Origin of the sequence: Micromonospora sp. NPDC005710 (genome assembly GCF_040630995.1) — a bacterium.
Lineage (GTDB): Bacteria > Actinomycetota > Actinomycetes > Mycobacteriales > Micromonosporaceae > Micromonospora.
The window spans coordinates 64440-82433 of the sequence record NZ_JBEXYP010000017.1; the positions used below are offsets into that span (position 1 = coordinate 64440).

A 17994-nucleotide genomic window follows, 5' to 3' on the forward strand; every position below is an offset into this window, starting at 1 on the left:
CGCCGACGTGTACGTGTACGTGCACGTCAGGCGGGATGGGCGTGGGCGAGGCGCGCGTAGACGATGACATTGTCGCGGTAGTGCTGGGTGGAGGTGTCGAACTCGCCGCCGCAGGTGATCAGGCGCAGCGCCGCGTGGTCGGTCGTCCCGTACACCTCGTCGGTGGGAAAGCGGTCCTTGGGGTACTGCGCGACCTTGCTGACGGTGAACACCGCGGTGCTGCCGTCCTGACGCTCGACGGTGATCCCGGCGCCGACGGGCAGCTTGCCCAGGTCGAAGAACGTTCCGCGGCGGCCCTTCCAGTTGACGTGCCCGGCCAGCACCGCCGGGCCGAGCGCACCGGGCGTCGGTGCCTTGGTGAACCAGCCCACGTCGGTGGCACTGTCCGGGACCTGCATCGCACCGTCCGCCTGCAGGCCCAGGGCGACGATCGCGGCGGCGGCCTTCAGCGACGGGATCGACACCCGCGTCGGCGGCGAGCCGACCATCAGCGGCCCCGAGGTCAACTCGCCCGGCCTGGTCGCCGGGACCGGCGACGCGTTCACGGCCGGCGCCGCAGCGGTGGCGTCGGGCCGGGGTGGGTCCTCGCCGCGACCGGTGAGCGCGAGACCGATCGTCACGGCCGCCGTCACGGTGAGGACACCGGCCACCGCCGGGAGCGCAAAGCGCCCTCGACGGTGGCCGGCAGGCACAGGTACGTCGCCGTTGTCCATCGGATGATCCGACTCAGCGCTCGCCGGCGAACCGGCGGCGCGCGACGACCGCACCGGCGGCGCCGAGCAGCGCGAGGCCACCCACGGCGTACATCACCATGGGCGAGCCGCCGGAGGTGCTGCCGTCGCCGGTGGCCACACCCCCGGCGGGTACGGAGCCGGCGGCCGCGCCGCTGACCATGCCGCACGTCGCCGGGTCGGTGGCCTCGGCGGGGATGCCGTTGACGCCGATGGACCTGGCGAACGTCGACTCCCCGAGCGCTTCCATGTCGTACTTGCCGTTCTTGTTGGCGTCGATGCCGTGCTGCACGAGGTGCAGATCCTTCAGGTGCTCGATCGTGCCCTTGGGCAGGTCCGCGGCCGGGATGGTGCGCTCGTAGCTGAGGTTGCCCTTCGCGTCGGCCTTGGGCATCCGGTCCACCGCCAGGCCGCTGGCCTTCGTCGTGTCTCCGGTGGTGGTCAACGAGATGAAGATGTCCCCGTACATCTTGAGGCCCTCTTCGGTGCTGACGTAACCGTTGCCGTTCGCGTCGGCGGACTTGTCCGGGCAGTGGAAGTCCATCCCGTTGGCCGCGCCGTGCACGTGCTGGGCGTGCGGCGAGTTCGGCGTCATGCCCTTCGACCGGATCATGACCGTCAGGTCGCCGCCGTTCGTCGCCGTCAACGTCGCGGTGCCGGTCGCCCCGGTCTCGTTCAGGTCCTGCAACTGGACCTGCACGCTCTCGTCGGCGTGCGCGACACCCGGGAACGCGAGGGTCAGCGCGACCGCCGGCACGGCGAGCAGTGCTCGGGACAATCTCACAACAAGTCTCCGTCTCCGCCTGGGTACGGCGTTGTGCTCGAATGCTGTCGTGAGGGATTCGTCGCCTCCGGTCCACCGGATTGGTGCCGGCTCGGATTCATTTCCGGTACGGACGGCGACCCGACGGGCGCACCGGGTCAGGTGATGGTGACGGTGGTGCTGTGCCAGCCGGTCGCGCCGTCGGGGAAGGGCGCGGCCCGCCTGTCGGTCTGGGTGTCGCCGGTGGCGTCGGTGGCCCGTACGCGCAGGGTGTGGCTGCCGGAGGTGGCGTCCCAGCGGTAGGTCCACTGCCGCCACAGGTCCGGCGACGGGCCGTCGGCGAGGCGGGCCTGCCGCCACGGCCCGTCGTCGACCTGCACCTCGACGGCGCCGATTCCGCGACGTTGCGCCCAGGCGACACCGGCGACCATGACCGGGCCCGCGCGACGCTGGGCGAACGGTTTCGGGGTGTCGATCCGCGACGCGGTCTTGACGGGCGCGTCGGCGGCCCACCCGCGCTGCACCCAGTAGGGGTCGAACTCGTCGAACGTGGTGACCCGCAGGGACGTCAGCCACTTGCAGGCACCGACGTAGCCGTAGAGACCGGGCACGAGCATGCGGACGGGGAAGCCGTGTTCCAGGGGCAGGGGTTCACCGTTCATCGCCACGGCCAGGAGCGCGTCGCGGCCGTCGAGGATCGCCTCGAGCGGGGTGCCGATGGTCATGCCCTCCACGGATCGGCTGACGAGCTGGTTCTGCCCGGCGCGGATGCCCGCCTCGCGCAGCAGCGGGGCCAGCGCAACGCCGGCCCAGCGGGCGGTGCCGACGTAGGGGCCGCCGACCTCGTTGGAAACACAGTTGAGGGTGATGTCGCGCTCCACCAGGCCACGGGCGAGGAGGTCGTCGAACGTCCACGCACGCGGACGGTCGACCGCCCCGTCCAGGGTCAGCCGCCACGTCCGCACGTCCACCTGCGGGACGGTGAGGGCCGTGTCGACCCGGTAGAAGTCCCGGTTGGGGGTGACGAACGCCGAAACCCCCTGCACGCCGGTGGAGACTCCCCCGGGCAGCGGCGGCGCGGGTCGCGTCGGCGGCGGTAGGCGAACGGCGGCGCGGGAACGGGCACCTACCGCGCTGCGGTGACCGACAGCCTGGCCGATGGCGGCCGTGGCGCTGGCGGTGAGGGCCGTCCCCGCCGCTGTGGCCAGGAACTGACGACGGTTGAGCAACCGGGGCCGACCCGGGCCAGCGACAGCGACCGTCCGGGCGGCGGACACCAACACCAGCATCGCGGCCATCCCGGTGAGCACACCCGCCAGCACCGGCAGGACGTCCACCGGCGTCGCGGCCGGGCGGGACAGGACGGCGGCGACACCGACCGCGGCGAACCCGGCGAGTCCCACCAGACCGTGACGGCGTCGTCGTAGCGCCGCCGCACCCAGCAGGACCGCGGCTACGGCCAGCAGGGCGTAGACGCCGCAGAGGAGGGCGATCTTGTCGTTGACACCGAAGGTCCGGATGGCGAACGCCTTCACCGGTTGCGGCGCCAGATCGATCGCGACGCCGCCGACCGCCAGCACCGGATCGGCCGCCGGATCGACAAGCGCCGCGACGAGGTGCGCCACCCCGAGGGCAACGCCGGCGCTGAGCACACCGACGGCGAATACACGGACGGCGGCACTACTGCGGGGGAGCCCCGGCCGGCTGGTCGCCGGCCGGGGCTCGACGTCGGTGGACGCCATCAGCTCTTCGGCATCAGGACGCTGTCGACGATGTACACGGTGGCGTTGGCCGTCGAGACGTTCCCACAGACCACCATCGAAGCGCCGTTGACAGTGAACTCCGTGCCACCACCGGTCACCGTCACGTCGCCGCCCTGCAACGTCTTGTGGGTCCCGACGAGAGTGTCCGGGGACAACTGGGTCGTCACCACGTGGTAGGTCAGGATCTTCTTCAGCATGGCGTCGTCGGCCAGCACCTTGTCCAGATCCGCCTTGGGGATCTTGGCGAACGCGTCGTTCGTCGGCGCGAACACCGTCACGCCCTGCGCACCGTTGAGAGAATCCACCAGGTTGGCCTTCTTCACCGCCGTCACCAGCGTCGACAACAGCGGGTTACCCGACGCGGCGGTCGCCACCGGCACCTTCGCCATCGCCTCGAAACTCCCCGGGTTCGACGCATCGGTCGGCACCGCCGCGCAGCCCGAACCGAACTGACCCGATGTCATCGACGGCGACATCGACGTCATCGGCGCGCTGGCCGACATGCTCGGCGCGGCGCTCCCACCGCTGGCGGTGTCCTCGCTGTCGGTGCCACCACAGCCGGACAGGGCCAGCACGGTGACTACGCCGACCGTGGCAAACAAGCGCCGCTTCATACGAACTCCTCAGATCCTGGTACTCGATTGCTGCTGTCATGAGGCATTCGAGGGGGACCTGAGGGCGGATGGGTACAAGATCGAGGAAACTCTGATGCCGACAGCCGACACGCTGCTCACCCGTACCGGGACGTACTCCAGGCGGTCGAGCCGCCGGCGTAGCACCCCCCGCGCGGTGGGCGACGCCCGTCTCAGCCGTTCCGGTTGGACGTGCCCTGGGGCAGCGACAGCGCGTTGAAGTACGGCGGACAGACGTCGACGCAGAGCCCACAACCCGTGCAGGCGTCCGGGCGGATCTCCGCTCGGCTGGTCATGTCGATGGCGTCGGCGGGGCACACCCGCTGGCAGGCGCCGCAGGGGTGGCAGTTGGCGGTGTCGACGACCGGGACGCGGATGTGCGTGTTGGTTGGCTCGCGGAGGTGCGGTGTCGCCAGCCCGCGTAGCGCCGCCACCGTCTGGTGGCCGCGCCTGCGCAGATGGTGCCTCAGGCCGTTCGTGATCGCGTCGAAGACGGCAGGCCCCCGGAAGGTGGCCGCCGTGTACACCTGCACGCAGGTCGCCCCCACCATGATCATCTTTATGGCGTCGTCTCCGGAGGAGATCCCGCCGACACCGATGACCGGCACCGTCACCGCGTCGACGACCTGCCGGACGCACTCCAGGGCGATCGGAAAGATCGCCGGCCCGCTCATGCCCCCGAATCCCCCGGCGATGCCGAGCTTGGGGTGTGCGGTGTCGACGTCGATGTCCAGACCCGGACCGATGCTGTTGGTCACCGCGATTGCATCCGCGCCGGCCCGTACCGCCATCGCCGCCACCGCGGCGAGCACGGGGCTCCAGCCCAGCTTCGCGATCACCGGGGCCCGCGAAGCCCGCTTCGCGGCCGTGACGACTCGGGCGACGTGGTCGGCGTCGTCGGTGACCCGCCCGAACGCCTGTCCCGCGTGACTGCACGAGAAGTTGATCTCCACGAGACCGATCGGGCTCCCGGCGAGGGCGCGGCAGGTCCGCTCGCAATCCTCGAGACTTCGGCCGGAGATGCTGGCGATGACCGGCCCGCGGGCGGCGGCCTCGGGAAGCCCTGTGTCGATCCAGTACCGCAACGGGCGCAGGTTGCCCCACTCACAGTTCAACAACCAGTTCCGGCGGGGACCGGCGCTCAGGTGTGGGCTGGGAAACCGCTCCCGACCGGGCAGGACTACGGTACGCAGTGTGCGGGTGACCACGGCGGCGCAGGAGGTGCGTTGGAACTCGGCCAGGGTGTCGGCGGACTCGCCCAGCCCACCCGAGCCGAGCATTAGCGGCCCGTCCAGCCGAACGCCGCACAGGTCGACGGACAGGTCGACAGGAAGGTCAGCGGACTGCGTCGCTGCACCCACGTCAACTCCTCGTCGTCAGATGCCCGTGGAGAAGCTCGGCATGGGCACGGGCGGACTGGCCACGGCTCTGCGCACCGGCGACGTAGGTGAACGTGTGGGAGCTCCGCACGCCGTGGCTGATGACCTTCGCGCTGCTCGGATGCTCGAACACGGCAACCGAGGCGATCCGCGGGGCGAGCGTGTCCAGGACGTCCTCCGCACTCGCGGTCCGTGCCGCGCCAAGGAGTCGTCGGCCGGTGACGGCGGCGAGCAGGATCCAGTCGATCGAGCCGAGCATGGCGTCCACTGTGCTGCGCGGCACGAGCGCCTCGAACTCGTGAGGCACCAGGTCGAGTGCCACTGTCACGCCGTGGGCGCGGGCGATCACGATCAACTCCCGGACGGCGACCCGCCGCGCGGGAGTGACGAGCGAGTAGCCAGAGACGTAGAGCAGATCGGCATTCGCCACCGCGTCCCGCATGGCGGGGGTCAGATCGGACGGCTCGAAGGTCGCGTTCGCGCCAGGATCAGAGATCATGAAGCGGTGATCGCCGGCAAAATAGGTGATCATCGCGCGGCCGGTGTGCACCGTGGGGTCGATGGCCAGCGCCAGTCGCAGCCCCGCAGAGGACAGGGCGCCCAGCGCGGATCTGCCCTCGATGTCGACCTCGGTGGCGCTCGTCCCACCGACCTTGCCGATGATCGTGACCGGGCTGAAGCCCACGGACACGGCGGCGATGCCGAACTGCGCGCCCGCTCCGCCCGGGGCGCTGAGCACCGGAGCGACAGCATCGGCGTTGCATGTCGGTAGGTCGATGGGCACGGGAACGTCGGCGCGGCTGAGGTCGCTGACGTAGTCGTGGAAGATGTCCCCGATCACCACCGCTGAGGTCATAGCATCGAGATCCATCTGGATCGGTCAGCAATGCTGACCTCGGACTGCGCCGCACCGGCGAGATCAGCGATGTCGACACCACTGTCGACGACCTTCCCGATCAGCGCGAAGACGGTCTGGTGATAGGCCCTTGCCTCCAATATCAATTCGGCCTGCGTGAGCCGTCCGTCGACATCGGTGACCCTGCCCAGACTCTCGTCGTACGAGACGCCCTGATAAGGAATCGAGAGGACATCGCCGGTCACCACACCGAGCAGTCCACGCAGCGAGCACGTGACAAGCGCGCTCACCTCCGGGTAGCCGATCGTGGAGGAGTCAATTGGATCATCGAGCTCCAGGAGGTAGATGTCCTGGAACTCCCGGTTGACAGTGCCGTTGTAGAGGTTCTCGTCGATGATCCGGCGCGCGATCTGTCGCAGCGCGCCCGGATCGATCTCGATACCCAACTCCTCCCGGCACTCCCGAACCCCGCCCTCGACACCCTCACCGGCCTTGTAATGGCCGGCGACGCTGATGTCGAACAGATTCGGGAAGCTTCTGGCGAACGGCCCGCGCCGTTGAAGTAACACCCGATGGTCCCCTGCCGGATCGCGAGAGATGATCCAGCAGTGAAATGATCTGTGCCAGAGGCCGGCCATATGTGCGGCCCGGCTGCTCGCCTGGCCGCGACTGTTGCCACTTTCGTCGTAGATGTCGATGATCTCGTCCTGGTCTTCGCCCACGGTTTCCGGATCCGTCAGCGCGGTCGCGCGAGAGTTCGTCATGGCCGTCATCGTAGGCTCCAGTCGGGCCCACAACTCAACCAGGAAACGCCGCTCGAATTCATTCCAACGGGCACCACTGACAAGCGACTCGGCCAATGCGTTGTCGCGTTGCGCATGCTCGCCGACCACCGCGTACCCGACAGCCTCGACCAGTCGTGCCCGCCCGGCCAGTTGCCAGTGCAGCGTGCGCGGCGCCGTCGCCCGTTCACTCACCGCCTGTAGCGCCGCCTGAGCGCCTCTGATGTCGCCTGCCAGGGCGTGGCACATCGCAAGCTGCAGCAACGCGGGTGCCAGAAGCGGCGGGTTCACCTCTTCACCGATGATCCGCAGGGCGTTCCCCAGGGCACCGCGGGCACCGAGCAGGTCGGCGCGACAACAACGAATCCTCGCCAGCGTCAACCATGCCTCGGCCAGGTGGGTTGCGGCGTTCACCGCTGGACGTTCGGACTGGGAGCCCTGTGGGCCGAGAAGATCGACAGCGTCGATCACATCGTGCTCGGCGGCCTCGTAACCGTCGATCATGGCCCGGCTCCACGACCGGTCCTTGAGAACGATGGCTTCGTGGCGTACCCCACCCTGTCCTTGGAACAGCGATACCGCCCTTGCGTAGGTGCGCAGCGCGTCGGCATGGCGGCTCATCTCGGCGTACACGTTGCCCATGCTGTGCAGCGCCTTGGCCAGCAGGTAGCTGACCGCCGAGGTGCGCCCGTCCGGGATGTGCAGCCCGGAATCGAGCTCCTCGAAGGCGCGAATCGCGGCCTCGTGGTCGGCGAGCGCCCCGGTCAGGTCGCCGCGGACCCGCTTCAACCAGCCAACCCGGTGGCTGAGCTCGGCATAGCTGAGTTTGCTGCTGCCGGCGAAGGCGACCCGGGCTTCCTCGAAGCTGCGCTCGGCGGCAACCGCGTCGTTCAGGTAGGTCAGAGTGATGGCCTGGTCGAGCAGGAAACGCCCCCGGTAGTAGCGGGTCGACCGGTCGGTCCGGGTAGTGCTCATGAGCTCGATCGCGGCCGACAGCGAGGCGAGAGCGTCCTGGTAGGCGCCCTGGCGCTTCTGGTCGTTACCCAACTGGTACAGCGCGAACGCCTGCCAGATCTGCGCACCTTCGGCGGTCGCGATGGCCACCGCCTCCCGGTGATAGACGAGCGCCTCCGCAAGCTCGTTCCGGCGGGTGTGGACGTCGGCGAGATCCGTGGCGACCCGGAAGGACAACAGATTCTCCAGACCAACGCGGTGCGACCAGATGCGGCGCAGTTCGTCGAACGCGACGACCAGGTCGTCAGGGCTCCCGGCGACGATGCGCAACCGGCACTCCAGGTAGGACAGCCACAGCTCCGCGTTGTGGTCGTCGATGGTCGGCAGCGAGTCGTCGAATGAACTGGAGAAGAGGATGTTCATCGCCGGGTCCGCGGCGACCGCCGCACCTGGGCGCGCGGACGGCACGCTGAGCAGCCACGACTCTTCCAGCACCGTCGACAGGCGTTCCAGTTTCGCGCGCTCGACCGGGCCGTAGTCGGTGCGCTCGGCGAGCACCTGCCCTATCGCGCGACTCCATTCCATGCCGTACTCGTAGGCGGTGGGAAGGAATCGGAAGAGCAGCCGCAACGCATCAGTCAGTGGCCGGCCGCCACCCCCGGACAACGCGTGGTAAGCAACCTCCAGACTCACCGCCCGCGAACGCTCGTCGACCATGTTGTCGGTGAGCATCTGTTCGTAGTGTCTGCGGATGGTGAGATGCATGCCCTTGAGCAGATCCCGATCGGTATTCTGTAGGTGCTCGATGAAGACGCTTCGCACAAGGTCGTGATAGGTGTACGCCGGGGCGTGCTGGTCGATGAAATCCTGACGGGTCAGCCACTGTAGGCCGTCGCGGGCCTCGTCGTTACTCATCTCGCCCAGCAACACCGAGACGATCGACAGATCGAATCGTCTGGCCACGCTCATCGCCAGGGCGAGGTCGCGGCGTTGCTGGCTGGTCTCCCGCACATCGAGGATCCGGCCGACGAGATCGTCGGCGAACAGGCCCAGATGGCCGTGCCCGACTGTGTGCAGCGGCAAGCGGCCGGGATCGGCCACCAGCAACCGTAGGACGAGTGGCAGCCGGTACGTCGGCCCGAGACTGGACGCGATCGTCTGAACGGATTCGCTGTCGACGCCGGTGCGGTGCAGGTATTCGATGACCTCGCCATTGGAGAACTGCTGCAACCGCAACTGCATCACCTCGGACGGGCCGCCGGCGAGCCCGCGCGACGTCCAGTCCTGATCGAGTGGGCTGCGCCCGGAGAGCACGAGCAGCACTCGCTGTTCCAGGGCACCGAAGTCGCCCCACGACAGAGCGCGCAGCCAGTATTCGACGCGGATCGGCACCCGCTCGAACTCGTCGACCACGATGACGATGCGCCGCTCATCATGGCTCGCCCGACTGTTGAGGCCTCTGACGAACGTCGTCGTCAACTCCTCAACCGGATCGGACAGCAACCGCCGGTCCGCTGCGCGCCGGTAGGAGGCGATGGCGGTGCTGACCTGCGTGGCCAACTCCGGGGTCAGGACCTCGTTGAGCGGGGCCGCCATCGGGAAGACGGTCGCACCCGCCCGGATGGCGGAAAGGCCGACCTTCATCATCACACCGACGGCCGTGCCTTCGGCCCCGGCGAACTTGCGGGCAAGCGAAGAATGCAGCTTCTTGTACCGATTGAGCTGCTTGCTCAATTCGGTCAGTTTCAGGCCAGCATCACAGAACGATCTTTCCAGGGCGATCATTGCCTCGACCGCAGCCGGGTATTCCGATCCGAGGTCAGGATTCGACAGACGGCGGGCGTTCAGCAGCGCTGCGGGATGAGACCCAGCACGCGCAATTTCACAGAATTTCTCGACGAGTGTCGACTTTCCGACTCCGCCGATCCCACTGACGGCGAGAATTCGATAGGTGCTCGGCGGGCGGAGGAAGTTCGCGAACGCGGTGAGCTCGGCTTGGCGGCCTACGAATTCTCGTAAAGTCACACGCGGCCCCCTCGGCGGCAGTCCGAGAAAATAATACCCGCGATCATTTTGACTGTCGAGATGTCACCTGTGCCGCTGCGAGGTAGGCGCGATGGTGACAATGCGTCACGCGGAAGTGCGGCGTAGGCAGCGCCTACGCCGCGCTCCCCCACCGGCTCCCCGATCCGGGCCCGGCAACACCCTGTTGTCAGTCACAGGCAGCACCAGCAATACAGATCCTCGCCCGCGTCTCGCGCGCGCCGAGCAAGGGCGGCCAACTTCTGGATCACGGGCAGCATCTCGTCGTCAGCAAGCGGACCACCCCACGCCAACTCCTCAGTCCGCCCCCATTGCGCCGACAACTCCAGCATTGCGGTGTTGCTGATGGAGGCGAGGGTGTCGGGATCGACGTGAGCGAGGCGATCCGCCGGCTCGACGGCACCCCGATGCCCGAGGACGAGCTTCTCGCCTACTACGACGTCGACCAGGAGCCAGACGACGACTGGGGTTGGCTTTCGGAGATGGACGACCTGCTACTCATCGGCATCACCGACGTGCCCGGCGGCTGCGTGATCACCCAGCCGTGAGGATACCAGCCACAGACACCCCTGATCGGCCGACTGCTATCCGCCGGCACCGTCGCCTACGGCCTCTACGCCAACCCGAAGAGCGGCAACCAGGGCAGCATCTACCGTGATGGCGAGACGATCGGCTGGGACCTGCACCCCGGCGGTGCCGCGTGGAGCGAAGACACCAGCCAGATGATCCTGCTCAGCTACCTCTACGGGCAGAAGGCCCTCGCATACGCGTGCGCGTTCGTAGGCCTGCGTCCTGTCGACGCCCGATGCATCGCCGGCCCCGCCGATCAATGGGTCCTACTGCCCGACCGGGACTACTGGTCCAGCAAAACAGCCCCATAACGTCCACGACGGTAATGCCTCGCCTTGCCAGGTCAGACAGCGAAAACGCCCAGAAGCGGGAGGTGACGGCGGCCGACCGTTCTGCGGCAGACGCGCAGACCGCGGGCACGGCTCCACGACGGAACTAGAGGGTCGGGGGCACCTCACGTGGCTTTCGAGGTCTTCGGTCGTCCAGCCAGAACCCGTAGTTGCGAAGATCAGCTTCCAGGCCGTCGTCGAGATACCGGCCGAACTCGACCAGGCCTGCCGCGTTGTCACGCCTGTCGGTCCGATCGCTGAGTGACCACTGGCGTCGTACCTGGTTGATCCATACGACAAGCCGCTGTCGCTCGGCCCACCATTGCCGCACGAGGTCGAGCGTCCGATACTCATGCCCGTCTGCGGCGTCTCTGCGGAAGCGGCGTCGCTAGCCCGCGATCGTGGACGGGCCAGGTGCTCGCGGTACGTCAACGGTACGGAAACGGAACACCTCGCTGGTCTGCTCAGCTCATGCGATCAGGCAGGACACCACTACCACTCCGGACCCGACAGCGAGCGCTCGTCGCCATCGCCGTCGCCGCCGTCGCGCTGCCACTCGCCGCATCGTCGATCGCCGCAGCCCGGTCCGGGTCGACGTCGGCCGGACCGGCGTCGGCAATCGCCACCCGGCCCGAAACCGTTCCGGCGGGTTCCGCCAGCGTGGAGGAACGGCGAGTGCTGGACCGGGCCGAAGCGCTCCTCACCCGCGACTGCATGACCCGCGCGGGATTCCAGCTGTGGCCGGTCCAACCGACGTCGGCGGACGAGCAGCGCAGTTTTCCGTACCTCGTCGACGACGTGGCGTGGGCGCGGAAACACGGTTTCGGCTCGGACGTGGTGGAGGCGATGAACGCCCGCCGACTCGCCGACCCCAACCAGCGCTACGTCGACGGCCTCTCCCCCGAACGCAGGGGGGCGGCGCTGGCCGCGCTCAACGGCGCCCGCCCGGAGGGCCTGGAGGCACGGCTCCCCTCGGGTGGGGTGATGCGGCGCAGCGCCGAGGGCTGCACGTCCGAGGCGCAGCGCCAGCTCTACGGCGACCTCGCCGGGTGGTACCGGTCGAGCAAGGTGGTCGCCGACCTGACGTACCTGCGGCAGCGGCGGGTGCTCACCGATCCCGCCTGGACGGCCGCGCTACGGCCGTGGGCGCGGTGCCTGCGGCAGCAGGGGTACACCGCTGACAGCCCGGATCGGCTGCGGGAGAGCGTCGCTGAACGGGGGCGGGCGGCCGAGATCGCTGCGGCGGTCGCGGAGGCGCGGTGCGCCCAGGACGGCCTCGCCGCGACCGCACGGGCGCTGGACTCCCGCCACGGTGACGAGCTGACGACGGCGTACCACCAGGACGTGGCGACCAAACACCGGCTGGAGCACGGGGCACTCCCCCGGGCCCGGGCCGTGGTCGCCGCCGAACACGAATGAACGCCGAGCGATGGTCGCTCGGCGAGAAGGAGGACGAGATGAAACGGATCCACCTGGTCCTGGCGGCGGGGGGCGCGATGCTCGCCATGCTGCTGGCCGGCGCACCGGCAGCCGCAGCCCCCGCGCAGCCCGGCTCGGCCGGCTCGGCCGTCCAGGCCGAGCCGTCCAACCGGGACGGCCGGGCCGAGCGCATCGACCTGCCGAAGAGAACCCCACTGGACGGTGCGCGATCCGCGGCAGCGGGCAACGGCTACTTCTACGCCTACGAGCACGCCTACTGGGGCGGCCGCTGGTGCGCCTGGGCGGGCAACGCGAGCAACTGGGTCAACCCGGGCGGTCCCGCCACGACCGGCCAGTGGGGCTGCGGCGGCGACTACAGCTTCGACAACATCGCCACGTCGGTTTGGAACAACGGGGTTATGCACACCTACGACGCGGTACGGATGCGCACCGGCGCGTTCCTCACCGGTGGCAGCATGTGCCTCTCGCGCGGCGACTACTGGGCCGACTTCACCCTCGGCTACCAGGCGTTCGATGACGGCACCGCAGCCGACAACCAGATCAGCTCGCACTACTGGGGCGTCTCCTGTTCATGACGGCAAGCCGGGCGGGGGCCATCCAGCCCTCGCCCGGCACCACCCCGTTCAGCAGAAAACATCCCCACCAAGCAGGGCGCGATGCAGGTCGCGCAGCTCCCGCCCCGGCTCGATGGCGAGCTGCGCCGACAGCTCCGCCCGCCAGTCCCGGTAGACACCCAGGCCGTCGGCGGTACGACCACTGCGGTGCAGGGCCAGCATCAGCTGACCGCGCAGCCGCTCCCGAAACGGGTGACGGCGCACCAGGGTGACCAGCTCGCCGATGACCTGCGGGTGGTGGCCCAGGTCCAACCGCACGGCCACCCGCTGCTCGATCGCGGCGAGGCGCGCCTCCTCCAGTTGCGGTGCCTCCGCGTCGGTCAGCTCGTCAGTACCGTCGGCCAACGCCGGCCCGCGCCACCACTCGAGACCTGCGGCCAACGCGTCCGACGCCTCGGCCGGCCGGCCCGCGTCACGCAGCACTGTGGCTCGCCGTACCTCGTCGAGGAACCGGTCGAGGTCCAGCTCACCCGACTCCAACCGCACCGCGTAACCCTCCCGCCAGGACCGGATGCGGTCGGCGCCGAGCACCGCGCGTAACTCGGAGACCCGCTTGCGCAGTTGGGTACGCGCGGTCGCCGGCGGTCGCTCCGCCCAGAGCAGACGTACCAACCGATCCACCGACACCATCCGGCCACGCGCGAGCAGCAGCGCGGCCAGTACCGAGCGCTGCTGCGGCCCTGCCAGGGGCACGGGCTGACCGGCCCGGACGGCCTCGATCGGCCCCAGGATGCGGAAATCCATCTGCCTCACCTGCTCCTCCTCGTTGCCGAGAAACTGTTGCAGCGGGCGTCGTCGAAGCGCTGTCATCGCGCTGTCACGGGACTTCCCTTGGATGTTCACGGTGCGTCGCGACCACACAGTGGTGTCGGACCGTCGTGTTACCGTCGCTCTCGGTCGGCGCCGTGCGGCGTCTGGCCGTCCCGACGCTGGGGGCTTCGTGGAGTGGGACTTCGCCGTGCTCGGCACTCTTCGCGTTTCCCGACACCACCGCACGATCCCCGTCCCAGCCAACAGGCAGCGGGCGTTGCTGGCCACGCTGCTGCTCAACCGGGGTGAGACGGTCAGCGTCTCCGCCCTCGTCGAGCGGGTCTGGGGCACGCGGGCACCCGCCCACGCGAGAGCAGCACTGCACTCACTGGTCCGGCGGCTGCGCAGCACCCTGACCATCGAGGACCAACCCGGCGAGCTGATCGTGACGCGGGTCAGCGGCTACGTCCTCGAGCTTCCCCCGGCCGCCCTCGACCTCTCCCGCTTCGACACGCTCGTGGCGGCCGGCCTGACCGCCGACCCGCAACGCCGAGCCGACCTGCTGCGGGAAGCCCTGGCGCTGTGGCGTGGCGACCCGTTGGCGGACATCGACTCCGAGGTGCTGCACCGCGAGGATGTGCCGGCCCTGACCGAACGGTGGGCACGCGCCACCGACGTCTTCTTCGACACCGAGCTGACCCTCGGCAGGCACACCGAGATCGTCGCGGAGCTGCGGCGGGCGACCCGGCGCAGCCCGCTGCGCGAAGGGCTGTGGGCGCAGCTGATGCTCGCGCTGTATCGCAGCGGACGGCAGGCCGAAGCCCTCGACGCCTTCCATCAGCTCGCCGCGATCCTCTCCGACGAGCTGGGCGTCGACCCCGGCCCGGCGGTGCGGGAGCTGCGCGACGGCGTGCTCCGCGCCGACCCCGCGCTGAGCTGGCGACCACCCACGACACCCCAGGTCACCCCGGCCGCACCACCGATGTTCCAACTGCCGGCCGACAGCGGAGTGCTGCACGGACGCGACGCGACGGTCGCGGCCATCCGGCGGTCCCTCGTCACCGCCGCCAACGAGGGACGCCTGCCCCTGGTGTCCGTCTCGGGCGCCCCGGGCATCGGAAAGACCGCCCTCGCCATCCACCTCGGTCACCAACTCGCCGACGAGTTCCCCGACGGCCAGTGGTACGTGCGACTGCGCGGCCAGCAACACCACCACGCTCACCCCCTCGACGTCCTCGCCGAGCTGCTCACCTACTCGGGTGTGCGTGGTGCGGCCCAACCGGCCACGGCGGACGCGCGCGCCGCCGCGCTACGGGCGGCTCTCGCCGGTCGCCGCATCCTCATCGTCCTGGACGACGCCGCCTCGGCGGAGCAGGTCGAGCCGCTGCTACCCGGTGCTGGCGGCTGCGCCGTGATCGTGACCAGCCGCAGCACACTCGGCGCTCTGGTGGCGCTGCACGGTGGACGTGCCGTTGGACTGGACCCGCTCAACCCACAGGACGCTGTCGACCTGCTCACCGCGGTCTTCCACGAACACGGGTTCAGCATCTCCCCGGAAGTCGTACACGACCTGGCCGCGCTGTGCGGCAACCTCCCGCTGGCACTGCGGATCGTGGCGGCCAACCTGGCCACCGCCGGCCCGGCTGACGCACGCGCGTACGTGCGTCGACTGCGCGACGGCGACCGACTCGGCGGCCTTTCGGTGCCCGGTGACCCGAGGGTGGCGCTGCGCGCCGCGATCGCACCGTCCTACCAGCGGCTCGGAGGCGCGGAGCGGCGGGCGCTGCGACTACTCGGGTCGACGCCCACCGACTGCTTCACCACCGAAGACCTCGCGGCGCTCACGGACGTCGACTGGCCCGCCGCGGACGCGGTGCTGCGCACCCTGACCAGCAGTCACCTGGTACGCCCCACCAGGGGCGGTCGGTTCGCCACCCACGACCTGATCCGTCTGTACGCCGCGGAGCAGTCTCGCATCGAGGACACCGCCGACCAGCGCGCCGAAGCCCTGAACCGGCTGTTCCACGGTTACCTGGCCACCGCCGACGCGCTCGCCCGGCGTAGCTATCCTCGGATGGCGTTCCTCCCACAACCCGCCGGGCCAATCCGGAGTACGGCGGCAGCGGCGCGACCGGAGCCAGCTGGCTGGTTCCACGCCGAGTACGCCAACCTGCTCGCCGCGATCCGGCACCTGGCGCAGCACGGCCCACGGGAGATCGCCTGGCATCTGGCCGACCGGATGCGCGGCTACCTCCAGGAGACCGGGGCGCACGGTGAATGGCGTTCCGTCGCCGAACTGGGTCTGGCGCAGGCCCAGCTCGAAGGTGACGACCCGGGCGTCGCCGCGATGCAGGCGAGCCTGGCGACACTGAGCGCCAGCCGGGCCGAGTACGCCGACGCCCGGCGAGGGTTCAACACGGCACTGACCATCCAACTCCGGCTGGGTAACCGGGTCGGGCAGGCATCCATCCTCAACAACCTCGGCATCGTGCACCGGGAGGAGGGCCGGCTGACCGAGGCGGGCGAGTGCTACGCGCAGGCGCTGCGGCTCTACCGCGAGCTGGGCAACCGGTACGCCGAGTGGAGCTGTCTGAGCAACCTCGGTGTCGTCCAGTTGGAGTTGGACCAGGTGCACGAAGCGGTCCGGGCGCAGCAGGCGGCGCTGGAGGGGTACACGTCAGTGGACGTCGCCGAGCAGCCGCTCAACGACATCGCCAACGTGCTGCACAACCTCGCCGTCGGCCTGCGCGCGCTCGGCCGGCCCAGCTTGGCGGTGCTGCACCTCACTCACGCCGTGGTGCTGCGTCGCCAGGTGGGTAACCGCTACGGCGCCGCGACGGATCTGGACCAGCTCGCCGCCGCGTACGTCGATCTCGGTTACCACGCCAAGGCGCAGCGCCTCGCCGAGGAATGCCTGAGCATCGCGCGCGCGATCGGCCGACGCCGCGTCGAGGCGGAGGCTCTGGCCACCCTGGGCACCGTCACGCTCGGCCTGCACGGCCCGGCGGCGGCACTCGAGCTGCTGCACCAGGCGTTGCGGCTGGGTCGCGAGATCGGTTACCGCCGTGCCGAGGTCAACGCCCACCTCGGCCTGGCGGGGGCGTACCGGGCGGCCGGCAGGCCTCAGGAGGCGGTGAGCCACGCCAGGATGGGCCAACAACTCGCCCGCGCGGCCCAACACCACCTGCTGGCCCGGCAGGCCCAGGCGTTGCTCGGCCCCGGCGAGCCCGAGGCGTGGCTCCGGCAGGCCAGTTAGAGATCCCTGACGAAATGATCTCAGGCGAATCCAATGGACGTCCTGCTCGTGCTGCCTGGACGTGCGCAGGCATGATTAGCCGCTGCGGATCGTGTCGGCGTCTGGGCTCAGGCCGAAGCCTCACCTCCGCCTCATCCCAATCACCAGGTCTTTCAAGATCGTCAGCAGCTCGTGTCCAGGGTCGATGCCCAGCTCGTCGTCGAGGCGGGCGCGGATCGCGCCGTAGACCGCCAATGCCTCGGCCTGATGGCCTGCCGTGGCGAGCGTCGTCACCAGGCACGCGTGGATCGGCTCGTTGAGCGGGCCCATCTCCGCGGCGAGCCGCAGCGGGGCCAGTACCCGGCCGGGCTGACGCACCCGCACGGCCACCGCGGCGGCGGCCACTGCGGCGTCGAAGAACTCGCTGTCGATGCCGGCGAAGGTCGCTGCCGCCGACGCGCTGTCGATCAAGAAGTCACCGGCCGAACCGTGACACAGCTGCAGAGCGTTCAGGTAGTGGTCGAGCGCCTCGGCGGGACGGTCCTGCCCGAGAATCGACTTGGCGGCCGAGACGTGCCGGCGGAACGCGCCGAGGTCGAGCGTCTCCGGCCCGGCCTCGAAGCGATAACCGTTGCCGTGCCGCAGCAGGTAGGACCCGGCTGTGCGTGCGGGTAGACCGGGTTCGAGCAGGCGGCGCAGCGCTCCGACGTACTTGTGGATGACGTTCACCGAGCTGGCCGGCGAATCCGGACCCCACATCAGGCGTGTCAGATCGCTGGTGCTGACGGGCCGCCCCGCACGAGCCATAAGCAGTGCCAACAGGCCGCGTTGCTGACGCGGGCCCGCGTCCAGCTCGACCGCACCGCGCCAGAGCCGCAGCGGGCCCATGATCTGCAGGTGCAGCGCATCCTCCGGTCCCGGCTCGGACGACCGGCCGGAGAAGACAGGTTCTGGCGAGGATTCACGTAACGGTGGCTGGATCGAGCGTCCCTCCCTCCGGCTGCCGGAAGGGCGGGGTGTCGCGTTCGGCGGAACGGACGTCGGGGTTGAACAGGGTACGACGTGGAACTTCTCGCCGACGGCGTGGTCCTGGCTGATGTCGATGGGCATGTACTGCAGATCCAGGCGGCAGGAGGAAAGTTCGGTTCGCTGC

The 17994-nt window shown here is 69.5% G+C and carries 13 protein-coding genes; 4 read left to right on the plus strand and 9 right to left on the minus strand.

Going from position 1 to position 17994, the window contains the following annotated elements:
* Positions 1–26 precede the first annotated feature (26 nt).
* The 7 genes from ABZ406_RS22475 to ABZ406_RS22505 form a co-directional block, all read right to left on the minus strand.
* On the minus strand, positions 27–650 hold the full coding sequence (locus ABZ406_RS22475) for a class F sortase (protein ID WP_357764818.1): 624 nt from the start codon (positions 648–650) through the stop codon (positions 27–29).
* Positions 651–726: 76 nt separating this feature from the next.
* On the minus strand, positions 727–1515 hold the full coding sequence (locus ABZ406_RS22480; protein WP_357764821.1) for a hypothetical protein: 789 nt from the start codon (positions 1513–1515) through the stop codon (positions 727–729).
* A gap of 137 nt (positions 1516–1652) precedes the next feature.
* On the minus strand, positions 1653–3236 hold the full coding sequence (locus tag ABZ406_RS22485; RefSeq protein WP_357764823.1) for a molybdopterin-dependent oxidoreductase: 1584 nt from the start codon (positions 3234–3236) through the stop codon (positions 1653–1655).
* On the minus strand, positions 3236–3871 hold the full coding sequence (locus ABZ406_RS22490; RefSeq protein WP_357764826.1) for a fasciclin domain-containing protein: 636 nt from the start codon (positions 3869–3871) through the stop codon (positions 3236–3238). The genes ABZ406_RS22485 and ABZ406_RS22490 overlap by 1 nt, the downstream gene beginning before the upstream one ends.
* Before the next feature lie 191 nt (positions 3872–4062).
* Entirely contained in the window at positions 4063–5250 is a 1188-nt protein-coding gene (locus ABZ406_RS22495; protein ID WP_357764829.1) for a 4Fe-4S binding protein, read from the minus strand.
* A 1-nt stretch (position 5251) separates the two neighbouring features.
* Positions 5252–6124 carry a hypothetical protein gene (locus ABZ406_RS22500; protein WP_357764832.1) on the minus strand — a complete coding sequence of 291 codons (873 nt, stop codon included), beginning with the start codon at positions 6122–6124 and terminating at the stop codon, positions 5252–5254.
* The gene (locus ABZ406_RS22505; RefSeq protein WP_357764834.1) at positions 6121–9885 is read right to left on the minus strand and encodes an AAA family ATPase; all 3765 of its coding nucleotides are present in this window, start codon (positions 9883–9885) and stop codon (positions 6121–6123) included. Before ABZ406_RS22505 ends, ABZ406_RS22500 begins: the two co-directional genes overlap by 4 nt.
* Positions 9886–10274: 389 nt before the next feature.
* Between ABZ406_RS22505 and ABZ406_RS22510 the strand changes: the two genes are divergently transcribed.
* From ABZ406_RS22510 to ABZ406_RS22520, 3 genes are all read left to right on the plus strand, one after another.
* The gene (locus tag ABZ406_RS22510; RefSeq protein ID WP_357764837.1) at positions 10275–10451 is read left to right on the plus strand and encodes a hypothetical protein; all 177 of its coding nucleotides are present in this window, start codon (positions 10275–10277) and stop codon (positions 10449–10451) included.
* 822 nt (positions 10452–11273) lie between these two features.
* Positions 11274–12221 (plus strand): hypothetical protein, encoded by a 948-nt coding sequence (locus tag ABZ406_RS22515; RefSeq protein ID WP_357764840.1) that lies wholly within the window; start codon positions 11274–11276, stop codon positions 12219–12221.
* On the plus strand, positions 12218–12817 hold the full coding sequence (locus ABZ406_RS22520) for a hypothetical protein (protein WP_357764843.1): 600 nt from the start codon (positions 12218–12220) through the stop codon (positions 12815–12817). Before ABZ406_RS22515 ends, ABZ406_RS22520 begins: the two co-directional genes overlap by 4 nt.
* A gap of 48 nt (positions 12818–12865) precedes the next feature.
* Here ABZ406_RS22520 and ABZ406_RS22525 read toward each other — a convergent pair whose 3' ends face one another.
* The gene (locus ABZ406_RS22525) at positions 12866–13666 is read right to left on the minus strand and encodes an AfsR/SARP family transcriptional regulator (RefSeq protein WP_357764846.1); all 801 of its coding nucleotides are present in this window, start codon (positions 13664–13666) and stop codon (positions 12866–12868) included.
* Between the two features lie 130 nt (positions 13667–13796).
* Between ABZ406_RS22525 and ABZ406_RS22530 the strand changes: the two genes are divergently transcribed.
* Positions 13797–16862 carry a BTAD domain-containing putative transcriptional regulator gene (locus ABZ406_RS22530; protein WP_357764849.1) on the plus strand — a complete coding sequence of 1022 codons (3066 nt, stop codon included), beginning with the start codon at positions 13797–13799 and terminating at the stop codon, positions 16860–16862.
* A gap of 120 nt (positions 16863–16982) precedes the next feature.
* Here ABZ406_RS22530 and ABZ406_RS22535 read toward each other — a convergent pair whose 3' ends face one another.
* Positions 16983–17729, minus strand: coding sequence for a BTAD domain-containing putative transcriptional regulator (locus ABZ406_RS22535; RefSeq protein WP_357764852.1), 747 nt, complete (start codon positions 17727–17729; stop codon positions 16983–16985).
* Positions 17730–17994 lie beyond the last annotated feature (265 nt).